The sequence below is a fragment of the Anabaena azotica SJ-1 genome, from assembly GCF_047275885.1.
Classification (GTDB): domain Bacteria; phylum Cyanobacteriota; class Cyanobacteriia; order Cyanobacteriales; family Nostocaceae; genus Trichormus_B; species Trichormus_B azotica_A.
Window position 1 is genome coordinate 3,489,912 of sequence record NZ_CP178454.1, and the last position, 14,584, is coordinate 3,504,495.

At 38.0% G+C, this 14,584-nt stretch carries 15 protein-coding genes and 1 pseudogene; 6 read left to right on the plus strand and 10 right to left on the minus strand.

Features of this window, described 5'->3' with window-relative positions:
- Positions 1-55 precede the first annotated feature (55 nt).
- Complete coding sequence (gene proS / locus ACLLO5_RS15475) at positions 56-1,864, minus strand: proline--tRNA ligase (protein ID WP_413171396.1); 1,809 nt, start codon at positions 1,862-1,864, stop codon at positions 56-58.
- 963 nt (positions 1,865-2,827) lie between these two features.
- On the opposite strand from proS, the gene ACLLO5_RS15480 reads away from it, so the two are divergent.
- Entirely contained in the window at positions 2,828-4,024 is a 1,197-nt protein-coding gene (locus tag ACLLO5_RS15480; protein ID WP_413171397.1) for a response regulator, read from the plus strand.
- Here the strand turns inward: ACLLO5_RS15480 and ACLLO5_RS15485 are convergent.
- Entirely contained in the window at positions 4,018-4,794 is a 777-nt protein-coding gene (locus ACLLO5_RS15485) for a class II glutamine amidotransferase (RefSeq protein WP_413171398.1), read from the minus strand. The two genes, ACLLO5_RS15480 and ACLLO5_RS15485, sit on opposite strands and share 7 nt — an antisense overlap.
- A 203-nt stretch (positions 4,795-4,997) precedes the next feature.
- Between ACLLO5_RS15485 and msrB the strand changes: the two genes are divergently transcribed.
- On the plus strand, positions 4,998-5,492 hold the full coding sequence (gene msrB, locus ACLLO5_RS15490; protein WP_413171399.1) for a peptide-methionine (R)-S-oxide reductase MsrB: 495 nt from the start codon (positions 4,998-5,000) through the stop codon (positions 5,490-5,492).
- 113 nt (positions 5,493-5,605) lie between these two features.
- Here msrB and ACLLO5_RS15495 read toward each other — a convergent pair whose 3' ends face one another.
- The 4 genes from ACLLO5_RS15495 to ACLLO5_RS15510 form a co-directional block, all read right to left on the minus strand.
- Positions 5,606-6,415 (minus strand): TPM domain-containing protein, encoded by an 810-nt coding sequence (locus ACLLO5_RS15495; RefSeq protein WP_413171400.1) that lies wholly within the window; start codon positions 6,413-6,415, stop codon positions 5,606-5,608.
- A 404-nt stretch (positions 6,416-6,819) separates the two neighbouring features.
- The gene (locus ACLLO5_RS15500; RefSeq protein ID WP_413171401.1) at positions 6,820-7,398 is read right to left on the minus strand and encodes a DUF948 domain-containing protein; all 579 of its coding nucleotides are present in this window, start codon (positions 7,396-7,398) and stop codon (positions 6,820-6,822) included.
- Positions 7,399-7,598: 200 nt separating this feature from the next.
- Entirely contained in the window at positions 7,599-7,952 is a 354-nt protein-coding gene (locus ACLLO5_RS15505) for a YtxH domain-containing protein (RefSeq protein ID WP_413171402.1), read from the minus strand.
- Between the two features lie 185 nt (positions 7,953-8,137).
- The gene (locus tag ACLLO5_RS15510; RefSeq protein ID WP_413171403.1) at positions 8,138-8,431 is read right to left on the minus strand and encodes a hypothetical protein; all 294 of its coding nucleotides are present in this window, start codon (positions 8,429-8,431) and stop codon (positions 8,138-8,140) included.
- Between the two features lie 189 nt (positions 8,432-8,620).
- Here ACLLO5_RS15510 and ACLLO5_RS15515 point away from each other — a divergent pair, with 189 nt between their 5' ends.
- The 4 genes from ACLLO5_RS15515 to ACLLO5_RS15530 all read left to right on the plus strand — a co-directional run bounded on the left by ACLLO5_RS15515 (position 8,621) and on the right by ACLLO5_RS15530 (position 12,320).
- Complete coding sequence (locus ACLLO5_RS15515; RefSeq protein ID WP_413171404.1) at positions 8,621-9,010, plus strand: hypothetical protein; 390 nt, start codon at positions 8,621-8,623, stop codon at positions 9,008-9,010.
- 214 nt (positions 9,011-9,224) lie between these two features.
- Positions 9,225-9,944, plus strand: a complete 720-nt coding sequence (locus ACLLO5_RS15520) for a hypothetical protein (protein WP_413171405.1) — start codon at positions 9,225-9,227, stop codon at positions 9,942-9,944.
- A 242-nt stretch (positions 9,945-10,186) separates the two neighbouring features.
- Entirely contained in the window at positions 10,187-10,954 is a 768-nt protein-coding gene (locus ACLLO5_RS15525; RefSeq protein WP_413171406.1) for a DUF1350 family protein, read from the plus strand.
- Positions 10,955-11,183: 229 nt separating this feature from the next.
- Positions 11,184-12,320: a PP2C family protein-serine/threonine phosphatase gene (locus ACLLO5_RS15530; RefSeq protein WP_413171407.1), complete on the plus strand. Its 1,137-nt coding sequence runs from the start codon at positions 11,184-11,186 to the stop codon at positions 12,318-12,320.
- Here ACLLO5_RS15530 and ACLLO5_RS15535 read toward each other — a convergent pair.
- The 4 genes and pseudogenes from ACLLO5_RS15535 to ACLLO5_RS15550 form a co-directional block, all read right to left on the minus strand.
- Positions 12,317-12,643 carry an STAS domain-containing protein gene (locus ACLLO5_RS15535; RefSeq protein WP_413171408.1) on the minus strand — a complete coding sequence of 109 codons (327 nt, stop codon included), beginning with the start codon at positions 12,641-12,643 and terminating at the stop codon, positions 12,317-12,319. The two genes, ACLLO5_RS15530 and ACLLO5_RS15535, sit on opposite strands and share 4 nt — an antisense overlap.
- A 278-nt stretch (positions 12,644-12,921) precedes the next feature.
- Positions 12,922-13,614, minus strand: a complete 693-nt coding sequence (gene grpE / locus ACLLO5_RS15540) for a nucleotide exchange factor GrpE (protein ID WP_413171409.1) — start codon at positions 13,612-13,614, stop codon at positions 12,922-12,924.
- A gap of 174 nt (positions 13,615-13,788) precedes the next feature.
- Positions 13,789-13,983 (minus strand): annotated as a pseudogene (locus ACLLO5_RS15545) (Dps family protein); the annotation flags it as partial.
- Between the two features lie 174 nt (positions 13,984-14,157).
- Positions 14,158-14,421 carry a ParB N-terminal domain-containing protein gene (locus tag ACLLO5_RS15550; protein WP_413171410.1) on the minus strand — a complete coding sequence of 88 codons (264 nt, stop codon included), beginning with the start codon at positions 14,419-14,421 and terminating at the stop codon, positions 14,158-14,160.
- Positions 14,422-14,584 lie beyond the last annotated feature (163 nt).

Genomic DNA, 14,584 nt, shown 5'->3' on the forward strand with positions numbered 1-14,584 from the left:
GATGATTAAACTGTGTCAATGGCAGGCAAAATGCCTGCCTCACAAGAGTTTAGTTTTATCCTTCTATTGCTTCTTTAACCCACTGTTGTAATGTATTTACAACTTCCTCAATCGCTATTTCTTGAGATTCACGGTTTGCCCGCTTTACTACTTCCACTTTACCATTGGCAATCGCCCGACCGGTGACAATTCTAAAAGGAATACCAATTAAATCCGCATCTTTGAATTTAACACCTGCTCGTTCATCACGGTCATCGAGTAATGTTTCTACACCTGCTTTGTTGAGTTCGGTGTAAAGTTTTTCCGCAACTTCGATTTGTTGAGCATCTTTAATGTTAGGAATGGTGACAATGGCGTGATATGGTGCGATCGCTACTGGCCAAATTATTCCATCTTTATCATAGGATTGTTCCACGGCTGATTGTGCTAACCGTGACACTCCCACACCATAACATCCCATAATTAAAGGTTTTTCTTCACCTTGTTCGTTGGTATAAGTTGCACCCATCGCTTGGGAATACTTTGTACCAAGTTGGAAGATGTGACCAGCTTCTATACCTCTAGCTGTTTGTAGGGTTTGGGCTGGGTCGTGCAGAGAGCGATCGCCCACCCTAGCTTTCCGAATATCTACTACTAAATCAGGTAATTTAAATTGCTCACCCCAATTTGCACCAACTACGTGAAAACCGCTTTCATTTGCACCAGTAACAAAATTCTTTAACTCCACAGCGGTTTGGTCAACCAACCTTACAAACTGGGAATTTATCTGTTTACTGCCACCAATATAATCATCACCCAAATCCGGTGCAATGTAACCTAAAGGTAAAGATTTTGTAGACCAGGTTGCAATTATTTCATTAGTGGGTACACTGATAGAAAGGACAGTTTTAGCACCAAATTGGGAAGCTAATTTAGTCAATTCGTTTTGGAATTTGACTTCATTAACTTCCTGATCACCCCGAATGTTTACTAATACCAAAACAGTCAAACCGTTATCATAGACAGCTTGATATAAAACGTTTTTGACAACTTGGGTAGGAGAACACTTGAGAAAATTACAAAGTTTTTCTATTGTGTCCGTACCTGGAGTTTCCCGTTTTTCAAAGCTGGTAAAAGGTGAAATTTCTGCGTCCGCAGGTAAGGAAACAGCTTTCTCTACATTCGCTGCATATTTCCCATCTTCAGTATAGAGAACTTCATCTTCTCCCGCATCTGCCAACACCATAAATTCTGTCGAACCAGAACCACCAATAGCACCAGAATCAGCTTCTACCGCCCGAAAAGCCAAACCAGCACGCCGCAACATATTACTATATGCTTGGTACATATCCTGGTAGGTTTTCTTCAAACTTTCCTCATCAGCGTGGAAAGAATAACCATCTTTCATGATAAATTCTCTACCGCGCATCAACCCAAACCGGGGACGAATTTCATCACGAAACTTGGTTTGAATTTGATATAAATGTAGAGGTAATTGCCGATATGAGCGAATCATATCACGGGCAACTGTAGTAATTACTTCTTCGTGAGTGGGGCCAAGTCCTAATTGTTGTTCCCGTCTATCAATCAGGGAAAACATGATTCCCTCAGCTTTAGTATAAGTATCCCAGCGTCCCGACTCCTTCCATAACTCAGCCGGTTGTAACTGTGGTAACAAACATTCTTCAGCACCAGTGGCGTTCATTTCTTCCCGCACTATTTGGGAAACCTTCTGCAACACCCTCCACATCAAGGGTAGATAAGCATAAACACCGCTACCGATGCGACGAATATAACCTGCACGGAGTAATAATTTATGACTGGGAATTTCCGCATCCGCAGGATCATCTCGAAGTGTAACAAATAACTTTTTTGACAGTCGCATCGTTTTTACCTTTTCAAATTTGCTAATTTGCTGATCAAGCTGATATGATCGTATTGCTCCACAAAACCTATGACGTTAGCAAAGCTCATCTGTTAGCGTAACGTCTGGCCGTGTTATCACCAACAAAATATTAGCTTCTGAGCAAGGTGTTTTGTGATTTTGCCACAAATGCTGTTCCTTTTCAGGATGAAAGTATCTTCAAGGAATTTTATTTGATTCGTGCGTAAGTTCTGGTTTCTGGCAAAATTCTGTGATTAATATCACATATATTCAGGTTCGAGATCGCATTTTTGTTTAAATATTTCCCTTATGATGCCAATAATGCAAAAAGTTTGAGTAAATGCTTATTCTTTTTCCCTGACCCCCATTAGCTAAAAAATCAATAATCTTTAGGGATAGTAGATTACTAGTAACAGGGTGGTAAATTGGCTGGCACCAAGTGTTATTACAACCTTGGATGTGACTACAGTCTGAATTAATTTCAAATATTTTCATGAAAAATCAGCATTTTGCGAATGTGTAAAAATAAAGTTTAATTTATCATGTCAGATTGGCAAAAAACTTAATTAATCACGTCTACTTTTTTTAAATAAAAAATAAAAATTGCCTGTCATCTTCCTTAAGGAGGAGCTTTAAAAAATTTTTAAATTTGATGTTCTAATTGCTCACCTAAGTTCTTAAGAAATTCCTCATGAAAACAAATAATTTAAATATGACAGCTATATTTAGGAAATAGCACTAAGTACATAGGTAGATAGATTCAATATTAGTAAGTATTCAGGATAGAGAATACTCCAAGTCAGGAGAATAAAGGCTTTTTTAGTCAAATTTGTTAATTTTGATAAAATCTCAATTCTGGAGTATTCTTCATTTCATAAGCATTCTGACTCCTGACTCCTGGCTCCTGAATTCTTACCAATATTATTTGATCAAACAGGCATTTCAGGAACTATGAAGGAACTTATGAACAATTATGAAGTGATGGAATTAAATCAAATATTGCAAGAATTTAATAAATGTACAAAATGCCAATATAATGGCAAGTTGGAAATTAAGAATCATCAAGGTAAAACCTGGAGTTTTTATTATCAACTGGGACAGATGGTTTGGGCGACAGGAGGAACACATCCCTATCGTCGATGGCTGAGAAATTTATCTCAAAATTGTCCCCATTTGGATATGAATCATATACATTATTATGCTGAAAGTATTTTAATAGATTACTGGGATTATCTACTGTTGGAAAATTTATATGCTACCCAAAAAATTAATAAAGAACAAGTTAATAATATTGTAGCGAATACAATTAATGAAATTCTATTTGATCTGGCTCAACAGAGGAATTTATCATCTTTTACTTGCGAACGTAACCAAGAATTTATATTAAAATCGCCCTTAATTTCTACAACTGCCAATATGTTTGTTAAACAAACACAAGATGCTTGGCAACAATGGTTAGCAGCAGGATTAGGGGATATTTCTCCTTCGTCATCTCCGGTTTTGCGGAAACCGGAGCAACTCCAACAGCAGGTAAGTCCATTGGTGTACAAAAACTTTGATAGATTAATCAATGGTAAACATACTCTTTGGGATTTAGCTGGTAAAATGAACCAGAGTTTGTTATCTATTGCTCGTTCATTACTTCCTTATATCCAGCAAGGAATTGTGGAGTTGATAGAAGTATCTGATTTACCATTACCAAGAAACAAAGTTAATAAAAACTATCAGACTACACAGGCAAAAAGAGAAAAGCCATTGCTGATAGCCTGTATTGATGATAGTTTCCAAGTCTGTAATACGTTGGAGAGAATTATTACTGCAAATGGGATGAAGTTTGTGAGTGTTCAAAATCCTCTGGAGGCTTTACCAATGTTGATGGAGAAAAAGCCAGATTTGATTTTTTTGGATTTAATGATGCCTGTTGTTAATGGTTACGAAGTCTGTAATCAAATCAGACGCACTTCTTACTTTGCTAAGACACCAGTGGTGATACTAACTGGTAGTGATGGTGTTTTTGATCGGGTTCGTTCTAAGGTATTTGGAGCAACAGAATTTATCACCAAACCTGTCAAAACTGAGCAGGTATTAGGGATAATTGATAAATATTTACAGCCTGACATAGTAATTGAAAATTTATCTGATTTGGCATTTTCTTATTGATGCAGGTTGAGTGGTAAACCATCTTGAAATACTAAGATTTCTCCTGGTGGAATTGGTGTCCAAACTTCGTTATCTGTAAGGGGAGTAGTGACAATGATGGCAACGCGATCGCGTGGTGTGGTTAGTTCACTAAAATCAACTGTCATTTCTTCATCAATTAAGTGTGCAGCTGCAAATGGTGCTTGTCGAATAATGTAACAAAGTTTGGTAGAGCAGTGAGTAAAGAAATGTTCTCCATCGGATAGCAAGTAGTTAAAAACACCTATTGATGCTAATTCTTCCGTCACTTTACTTAATACAGGATAAAGTAACTTTAAAGGTGGTTTACCATCGGGAAAACTAGCTCTTAAGGTGTTGAGAATTAAGCAAAATGCTTGTTCGCTATCTGTGTCACCTACAGGTTGAAAAATGCCATTATTTTCTGGATTAAAATCTGGTAAATTACCGTTATGAGCAAATGCCCAATACCTACCCCAAAGTTCCCGTTGGAAGGGATGACAGTTTTCTAGGGCGATTTTACCTTGGGTAGCTTTGCGGATATGGGCTATGACATGGGTAGAGTGGATGGGATAGCGTCGGACTAACTCTGCTAGTGGAGAAGCTACGGAGGGTTTGGCATCTAAGAAAATTCGACATCCTTTATCTTCAAAAAAAGCAATCCCCCAACCATCGCTATGTTCATCGGTTTTTCCTCCTCTGGCTGAAAACCCTTCAAAGGAGAAGCAAATATCCGTTGGTATATTGCAGTTCATTCCTAGCAGTTGACACATAAGGCAGGAAGAAGGTGACAGGTGACAGGTGACAGGTGACAGGGGTAAACATTCAGTTTTTCCCCTACATCCCAAACTCTAAACTCTTTTTAGGTAATTTTAATGCAGTTATCAGGGATTTTTCAGGGCGATCGCTAATGATGGATAAATCCTGATCGGGGAGAACTTGGTTAAGGAAGGAAAAAATAGCAAATAATAGATATATGGATAAACGCCATTTTTTACAAATTAGTGCCGTATTAGTTGGCACAGCTTTTTTTTCACGTTATATCAATGGGAGTTCGGAAACTATGGCAGCTGCGGATACTCAGTTTGAAGTCACCAAACCTGAAGAAGAGTGGAAAACGATTTTAACACCAGAACAGTTTCATGTGTTGCGGAAACATGGTACAGAACGCGCTCATACTAGTCCTCTGGATAAAAATTATGAGCCTGGTACTTATGTGTGTGCTGGATGTGGACAGGCTTTGTTTACCTCAGAAACCAAGTTTGACAGTGGTACTGGCTGGCCAAGCTTTTTTAAACCAATTGAGGGTGCGATCGCTACTACTGTAGACCGGTCATTTTTCATGACTAGAACAGAAGTACATTGCAGTCGTTGTGGTGGACATTTAGGCCATGTTTTTAATGATGGACCTAGACCTACTGGCTTGCGTTACTGCATGAATGGTGTATCTTTGAAGTTTACACCCGCATAGCTTGCTCACTAATAGATTCACCCCCCGGATTTATCCGGGGGTTTATAACTCCTTCAGCCTTTTTTCTTATAAATTAACCCCACAAATAAATGCGGGGCTTTCAGACTGTTTTTTTATGACTCGGTGCTGGAAGAAGGACGACTGAAAACAGGAGACAAATAGGCAACCAAAACACCAATTAAAAAAGCGGAAATATTACGAACCAAAGGAACCCAATCACTAGTACGAGTTATTACTGGCGCAATACCGAAAGCAATAAACAAAATTCCCCACAAAGGTGAGAAAATTAACGCCCATTGCCAAGCAAAAATTTGTTTATCATTGCGGGGTTGAGCAGCAAAACCACAAATGACTCCACCAACAGCTGACGTAATCACGGTGAGAATCCATTGTTCCCTTGGTAGTCCAGGAACGACATTACAACCACCTTTGAGTAAACAGCCTTTCACTGAATCCAAAGCTTGCAGAACGGCTTGGTCTTCTCCTTGTTCGCGCACAAAGTACAAATTACCAAAACGGGTTTGCAGTTCAATCCAGAATGTGCGTGGTAAAAGTTCATAAACCGCGTCACCCACGCTAAAGCTGAGAATATTACCACCACGAGCATCTGCAACCAACAGAATACTTTTATCATCCAAACCCCAATATTTGATTACCGCTCTCCCTGGAGTGCGATCGTACTGGGTTAATACTCGCAATTTCCAGCCAGTATCAGTTTCAAACTGTTCTAACTCTTTGACTAATTTTTCTTCTTGGGGGTCAGGTAGAGTTTTAGCCAAATCCACTACTGGTGTAAATCTGTCAGGTAGTAAATCAGGGTTTTCATAAGCTAGGGCTGATGGAGAATTAATCGCCCAAATTGATCCAGCAAAGAAAAATACTGCAAGGGATACCAAAAATCGTCGCCAAAAACAAAGCTGCATGGAATTTTTTATACAAATATTAAGGGCAGAAATGAACAAGTTGTTTTTAAAGAGTACGAGAAAAGTGATACTTCTTTACACTTGTTTACTTTACTCTAATCTAAGGGAACAGGGAACAGGTGACAGGTGACAGGTGACAGGGAACAGGGAGCAGGGGAGCAGGGAGCAGGGAGCAGGGAGCAGGGGAGCAGGGAGCAGGGAGCAGGGAGCAGGGAGCAGGGGAGCAGGGGAGCAGGGGAGCAGGGGAGCAGAGGACAGAAGGTAAATCTTTATCTCCCTCATCTCCCTCATCTCCCTCATCTCCTCATCTTCTTTATCTCTCTCATCTCCCCATTTACCTCATCCCCCTCATCCTCCTCATCTCCCTCATCTCCCCATTTCCCTCATCCCACACACACGCTCTATCAATCAGACCAATCTTCCAAAGGGGCTGATTTGGAAACTAAATCTACCTCATTAAAATCATTTTCCCAATTCACAGCTTTGCTGTAACCATTATTGTTGCGGTACGTTTCTGGTTCTGTGCGCCTATTTTCTGGCCTCAGCATTTCTCTCTCTCGTAAAGTTAGCTGTGGTTGATCATTCATTGGTAAGCGTTCTATGCTGCTGCGTTTACTCGTCTTTGGGCGCGTAAAAGTTCGCCATGCAGTTTTGATTCCTACTAATACGCTGCGTGTGCTGGTTTGAATATTCTGTGCTTGTTTTCTGGCGCTATCGAGGCTTTGATCTGCTTGTTTTACGACTTGACTGGCGCTTTTGACACCTTCACTCACATCATCGGTTAAATCTGTTATTTCTAAACTTGTATTTCGAATAGCGTTAAGAGTGGGTGGTAACTCTCTGGAGAGAGTATCAAACAACTTTTCGGCACTGCGAGCAGCGCGAGCTAACTCCTGCAAAGCGGGTATAGCCGCTACTAATACAGCAGTTAAACTAGCAGCGACTAAGAGGATGGACAGTCCCAGCCAAAACAGAGGGTTCATAAACAGTAGCCAAAACGCTGATTTTTGTAACTTTTCCTAACAAAAAATGATATGCTGGAAACATAGGAAAACTTGCATCCAGTTGCAAAAGAACAAAACAATCAGATTTTTTAGTTGTTAACGATGCCGAGAATCCTAGATTGTGATGTGAGCTTTAATGTTAGCAAAAAAGTATTGATCAATTACGATTGTGTTATTTATCAGCGTTCCAGATGCTGGACTAGAGGATCTGCGCTTTGGCTTTCAGGTGAATTTTGCCGTCTGAGGACTTCGCTTTCACGTTGAGTCGCATCAACTCCAGCTGCGATCGCTATCCGCAATCTCTCTAAAGTATCATCCCAATTTCTGAGTGCGCTGGCTGAAAGTCGGTCTGCTTGAATCTGCACGCTTGTAGATATATCCTCTGCCAATTCCGGTAAAGCATCAGCAGATTTTTTCAACAGTTTGCGTGTTTCTCGACCTGTGCGGGGAGCAGCTAGCAACCCGGTTAAAGCACCGATAGTAGCCCCTAGCATCAAGCCGCCAATAAATACTCCAGAACGGTTATTAGACATTGTTATTGTTTATCTCCTTAATTCCCATTTTAGGTGGGTTTTCACCCCTGGCAATAGTCAGAGGATTTTATATGGTCAATCTCTGCTGACAATGTATCAGTATGTGAACTTGCTTTTAATAATCAGGGAAACTTCTGTTGTTTACCTTCGGTATGCTACATCAACACCCCACACTCTGTTTTCAGTCATAGATACCTCTGCCAAATATTTCTCCCCAGCAATAGAAGGTTCAGAATTTGCCGCACCTGTTGAATTTGAAGTTTGAGGTTTTGATTTTTTTGCCGCAAGTTATAAATTTGCTGTTGTCCTGTATAAATATTTGCTGGTGCTATAAACAGAACAACATGAGTAGCGTGTTCATAGGAGTTTAACCTATCTGCAATAATTCCCAGTTTGTGCGTAAGTTGACAAACTTGCCAAGCTACATACAAGAGGATCAGGGAGAGGATGATGTTAAATAGGACAACCACAGTTACCATTTTTACCTTTACCCTAATTAACTTGACTTGGCTTTCATTTAATCATACAGCAACAATTAGCATTGAGGTTTTATGCTTCCTTTGTACTGTCTACAACCTGCAATGCTGTAGCCTTAACATCAGTTGTTGGTCAAACAATTGAATTATACTTAAAAATAGCACAATAGAAATTCTTTAACTTAAAAACACATGGCTGATAAAAGTTTGGAAGCATTGGTGGTTAAAGTTGTCAAAAAAGTAATCAAAAAAGAAATAAAAGCCATAAATCAATACAACTTACCAATAGTTTCAACTCCAATAAATCAGGAATTGCAAAATTTTACCGAAACTTTAGAAACTGAAGATCACACACAAACGGCAGCAGAAATGTTTGATGATATATATGCCAGTAATACCGTTAATTTTCCTACCAAAGAAGATGTGGAACTTGATCGCAAGTTAAGGGAAATGAAATTTAAACAAGATCTGAGGAAAGATTGGATCTTATTTCTTCTTAGAGATGTCATAGTTTATGCTGTTACTGTCCTCTTTATATTTACTGTGAGTGGATTTTATTTATTCGCTATTATTAATACATAAATTCATTTACAAGTATTAATATTTGCTGTCATCTATCCGGGGAGTTAAACTATAATAATTGATTGCAGCATAAATTTAATAAATTCTATCGGGAAAAAATCAATTTTTTATCTAATTTAGATAAAGTTTTGGTAAAATCCTCTGCTTATTACCATTCCCGAAATTTGATTGCTATATTAGAGTAAATTACTATTTTAATGAGGTTTGGGAAACTGTGCGGGATGATTTAGTAGGCTTAGAAATTAGTCATCAACAGTTAGAAGAATTGACTAATTTACCTGTTCATAATGAATTGATACTTATTACAAAATCTCTAAAAAAATTGGGTAAATACTTAATAGAAAAAATGCGAGGTACTGAAGGTGCTACCGTAGTTTTTATTGGCTGTTGTACTTTTGTTTTTGCATATCTTTTGTTTGATATTTTTCTCAAAATCTTTATTATTAAAATTCCTATACCATCTGGAATACTATTAATTTTATTTAGTGTGTGGATGGGTGGTTTTATCCAGACAATTTTATATATGATCTGGAAGGTTAAAAATAATTTTCTCAAAAGTAATATGACAAATTCTTTGCGAATTTTACTCAATGATGTAAAACGATACAATGATGTAATTAATGCTATAAATATTAATGATCAAATTGAAGAAGCTGGTAATTTAGAAGTAGGTATCAAGCAAAGAAAAAAAGTTATTGCCGCTCTTAATTTGACTAAATCAGATTTAATAAGGGCATTAAAAACAGAACGAATTTTACGAGAAAATAAGAATTTTATTTTAAGCAATTCTGAGTTGTTTGCCAATAATTTAGCTACTTTAACATCTATGCAAGTTACTGAACAAGCAACTGAACATGGACGATTATTAAATGAAGCTTTGCAAATTGCTTTAGATGTGCAGCACGAAATGAGTAGGTTACACAGCCAAGGTTAAAACCATTCTCTGACCTAATGAGTAATTATGGCTTTACTTCCCGTAAGGGATACAGGAATCAAACCAGATTGTTATAGATATTGACGTTGGTATGCAGCCGTACAGTTGTTAGGTTAAGCTGAGGATATATTTATATTTTTAGTAAATTACACCCTGTTAAAGATTACAGGTAATCTTCCCGCAGGAACAGAGTAATATTAAAGAACATGAATCAAGCGTTAGCGTAGGTATCGCACATTGACATGGACTGGAAAGACATCAGAGGCAACTGGGTAATTATTCCACCCAAACCCATCGGAATCATCCATTTTTTGGGGGGTGCATTTGTCGCTACTGCACCTCACCTGACTTACCGCTGGTTATTAGAACAGTTGGCAGCTAAGGGATACGTTGTTATTGCTACACCTTTTGTCAACACCTTAGATCATAGTGCGATCGCACAATCTGTACTGATTAACTTTGAACGTACCCTAGAGCGATTACAAGACACAGGGCAATTACGCAAGCTTTATTTGCCAATTTATGGTGTTGGTCACAGTATGGGTTGCAAACTTCATTTATTAATTGGCAGCCTTTTTAAAGTAGAACGAGCGGGGAATATACTCATCTCTTTTAACAACTATACTGCGAAGGAAGCCATACCCCTAGTAGAACAATTAAACTCTACTTTGGCAATTGAATTTACTCCCACACCTTTGGAAACTAACCAGCTGGTAGAAGAACGTTATCGCATCAGGCGTAACTTATTAATAAAATTTAGTAATGACAATCTTGATCAATCAGCAGTTTTAACGAAAATTTTACAAAATCGCTTTCCAGAAATGGTGACAACACAAACTCTTGCTGGAAATCACACCACACCTTTAGGTCAAGAGATTAAATGGCAAGCAGGAAATTCTTTTACTCCCTTGGATGCTTTAGGACAATGGTTTAAGCAAGAGGTATATCGGGATTTAAACCAGCTAAGAAAAATCATCCTTTTATGGCTCAATCCTCTTGCACCAACATAATAGCCTCAGGGATAATTGAAAGCGAGGTTTTTTAAACTTACTGTTTAAAACTGGCTGTGTTACTGATTTTAAACCGCTACTAGTACAGCACGGCGTAAATAAACCAACCATTCCAAGTCAATGAAATGCCTATAGAATAAGTTTTTTGACTTTTGACTGTTGATTTCCGCCCTGCGGTGCTAGATATTTTTATTTCTGCATAAAATATTAATTGTGTGCGATATATATTATGTTTCAAATTTTAGTAATTGATGATGATTATTCAATACAAATCTTCCTAAAAAGGATGTTGGAAAAACAGGGCTATGAAGTAATTACTGCCAGTAATGGACAGGAAGGTATTTTACAGGCACTTGCTTGTCCTCCAGCCCTAATTATTTGTGACTGGATCATGCCAGGTTTAACAGGGATAGAAGTCTGCGATCGCATTAAAAAAGATCCCAATTTATCTACCACATTTTTTATCTTATTAACATCCTTAGATTCAGTTGCTGATCGTGTCAAGGGACTAGATGCAGGTGCTGATGATTTTATCTCCAAACCTATAGAACAAAATGAGCTTCAAGCTAGAGTTAGAGCAGGATTACGTCTACATCAGTTAAATCGAGATTTACAAAGCCAAAAATTATTATTAGAAACAGAACTAGCAGAAGCAGCAGAATATGTAAGATCCCTTCTACCTTTACCTATGTCTGCACCTCTAGCTATTAACTCTCGATTTATTCCCTCTCGACAACTAGGAGGTGATTGCTTTGATTATTATTGGCTTGATTCTGATTGTGTGGCAATTTACTTATTAGATACTGCTGGACATGGACTCAGAGCAACTCTTCCCTCTGTTTCTGTATTGAATCTACTTCGCTCTAGGGCGCTAAAAGGACTTAATTATTATCAACCTAGTCAGGTTTTAACAGCTTTAAATGATACTTTTCAAATGAATTATCAAAATGATAAATATTTTACTATTTGGTATGGGGTATATAACCGTATCAATCGCCAATTAACTTATGCAAGTGCTGGACATCCACCCGCAATCTTAGTTTCTGGAAAATCTTCTGTTACTACAGAATTAAAACTATTAAAAACACCTGGTATGCCAGTAGGAATGTTTCCTGAAGCCAAATATGTGGATAGAGCTTGCAAGATTGACAACTTCAGTAGCCTTTACATTTTTAGTGATGGTGCTTATGAAATTACTAAATCAGATGGGACTCTTTGGAGTCTAGATGGATTTATTCAGTTGCTAGTTAGTTTACAACATTCAGTTGATCACCAACTTGAACATATCCTGAATTATTTAATCAATTTAAACTCCAAAGAAGCCTTTGATGATGATTTATCTATCCTACAAATTAAGTTCGATTAATTTTTAGCTAATACAATCTGATTAAACTCATCTTTGCTGGGAAATATTTCAAATATCTCAGTCATACTAGTCAATTCAAATATCATTCTCACTTGATCGTTAATGGAACAAAGAACCATTTTTTTGCCAGCATCCCGAAGTGTTTTAAAAGCCAAAACTAGAGTTCCTAAACCAGAGCTATCCAGAAATGTAATATTTTGACAATCTAATAACACAATCTCAGCGCCACTTTCCAGAATTATGCCAATCGCTTGCTGAAACTCTGATGAGGTTTGGGCGTTTAAATTTTTTTTAAGTGTAAGAACTTTAACCTTTTGATTCATGATTAGGTTACTCTGGTTGATATCAATAGACCTCTTGTAGCTAGTATATACTAAACTAGAAAATTTATAAAAAAAATCCTTTCTAAAATATGTGAATTTTTTCCGAAAAAAGATCATCAACTAATTATAAATTAGCCAATAAAATTTTATTGAAAATGGTTAGATATGAACTTATAAATAATAGTTTTGAGCTAGTAATTGATGAGCAACAAATCAAAAACTTTAAATTTAAAATTTAAAATTCCGTTTGTGCCATCAGTATGGAGATAAATCACCAATTAGAGGCGATTCACCTTAGCTCGATGGAGCAGTTTTTCACCCTGACGGTATCCAATATAACATACTTTAACCATTTCTCCTGGTTGTGCTACTCCTGCCAGTAATTCATGTAATTGGGGATTATAAGGTATTTCTGCTCCCACAGAGGCGATCGCTTCCACCCCCCAAGCCTGCAATAATTGATCAAGAGGCTTTTGTACCAAAGGCAGTATTTTCATAGCCTCTAGCTGAGGATTTTCTCTAGCTTTTTGCGCTGCTGTCGGCCAGAACAACAATAAAGACTCCAAGATTTGCAAACCTGATTCCTGAAACTCCTGCTGTAATAACTCTCTCTGTTGTTCCAGCATCAGCACAATTCGCTCGTACTCTCTTTTTAAATTTGTATTTTCCTGTACTAAATCTCTGTCAGTATTTAAACTTTGAGTTAAATTTTGAGTATGGACTGTTAAATTCAACACTTGATAATCAGAACTCGCATCTGAAAAATTTACAGCCAATTCACTCAATGATAGTTGTAAGACTTTGGCTAATTTCAGCAACACTTCCATTCGCATTTGCTTGAGCTTTCCCCTCCGCAATTGCAATATTTGGCGTTCTGAGACACCAGCCGCATCACTTAGAGATTTAAAACTGGAAATACCCACACATTGCATTAAATGTTGCAACTTTTGGGTCAAATCATCATCGGGCATAAAATATGGAGCTTAACACACCCTTACCCAAATATACCCCGTTTTTACCAAAGCTATGGCGTAGGGTGTAGAGGGGTAAAGAAAAAAAATCAACATCTCCCGCGACACCCTCGTTTAAAGCCCAGATCCTTCGCGATTTATTGACGGGCATACCCCACACCCTGCTTAAAATCTTCAATCTTCCAACAAACTTCTCAACATCCAATCAGTTTTTTCATGAACCTGCATTCTTTGAGTTAATAAGTCTGCACTGGGTTCGTCATTAACTTCATCTACCAATGGGAAGATTGATCGTGCAGTTCTGACTACGGACTCTTGCCCCTCTACTAACAACTTGATCATTTCCTTAGCTTTGGGAACTCCTGGTGTCAAAAATCTCAAAGTAACTTCGCTAATATTAAACTAGAGGATGCAGAAGCCTCTAGTTCAGGCGAAGCCAACTAGAGGTAGTTCATTCAAAGTCCTGGTTTTTCTATCTTCGCTTTCACAGGGCAAAAGGTAGGGGTCAGAGGAAAAAGTTTTTCTTCTTTCCTACACCCTAATTTAAGCCAAATGCATTTTGAGAACGCTAGGAGTAGCTTTGCGAACTTTGGCTAAGATGGTTTCTTTACCCAAACGCTGACAAGCTTCATAACGATGGCAACCAGAAAAGCCATAATAACGTCCATCGACTTCTAGCACATCTATCGGTTCTTGCTGACCAATTTCGGCAATGGAAGCCATCAAAGATACTACTTTCTGGGGATCGTTCTGACGTGGTAATGGACGTTGAATTTGATTTATGGGAATTTCTTGAATCCTTACCATAGGACTTTTGTTTGATATCTTAGATAAATCATAGTCGATATGACTTTATTTTGCAAATAGTTGATATTAGACAGACAGTGATATCATGGAAACGGTTGTGCGACACAAAAACGCTACAAAACAAACCAAAATCTGCCCCGAAGCCTCACCATGGGAGCAAAAT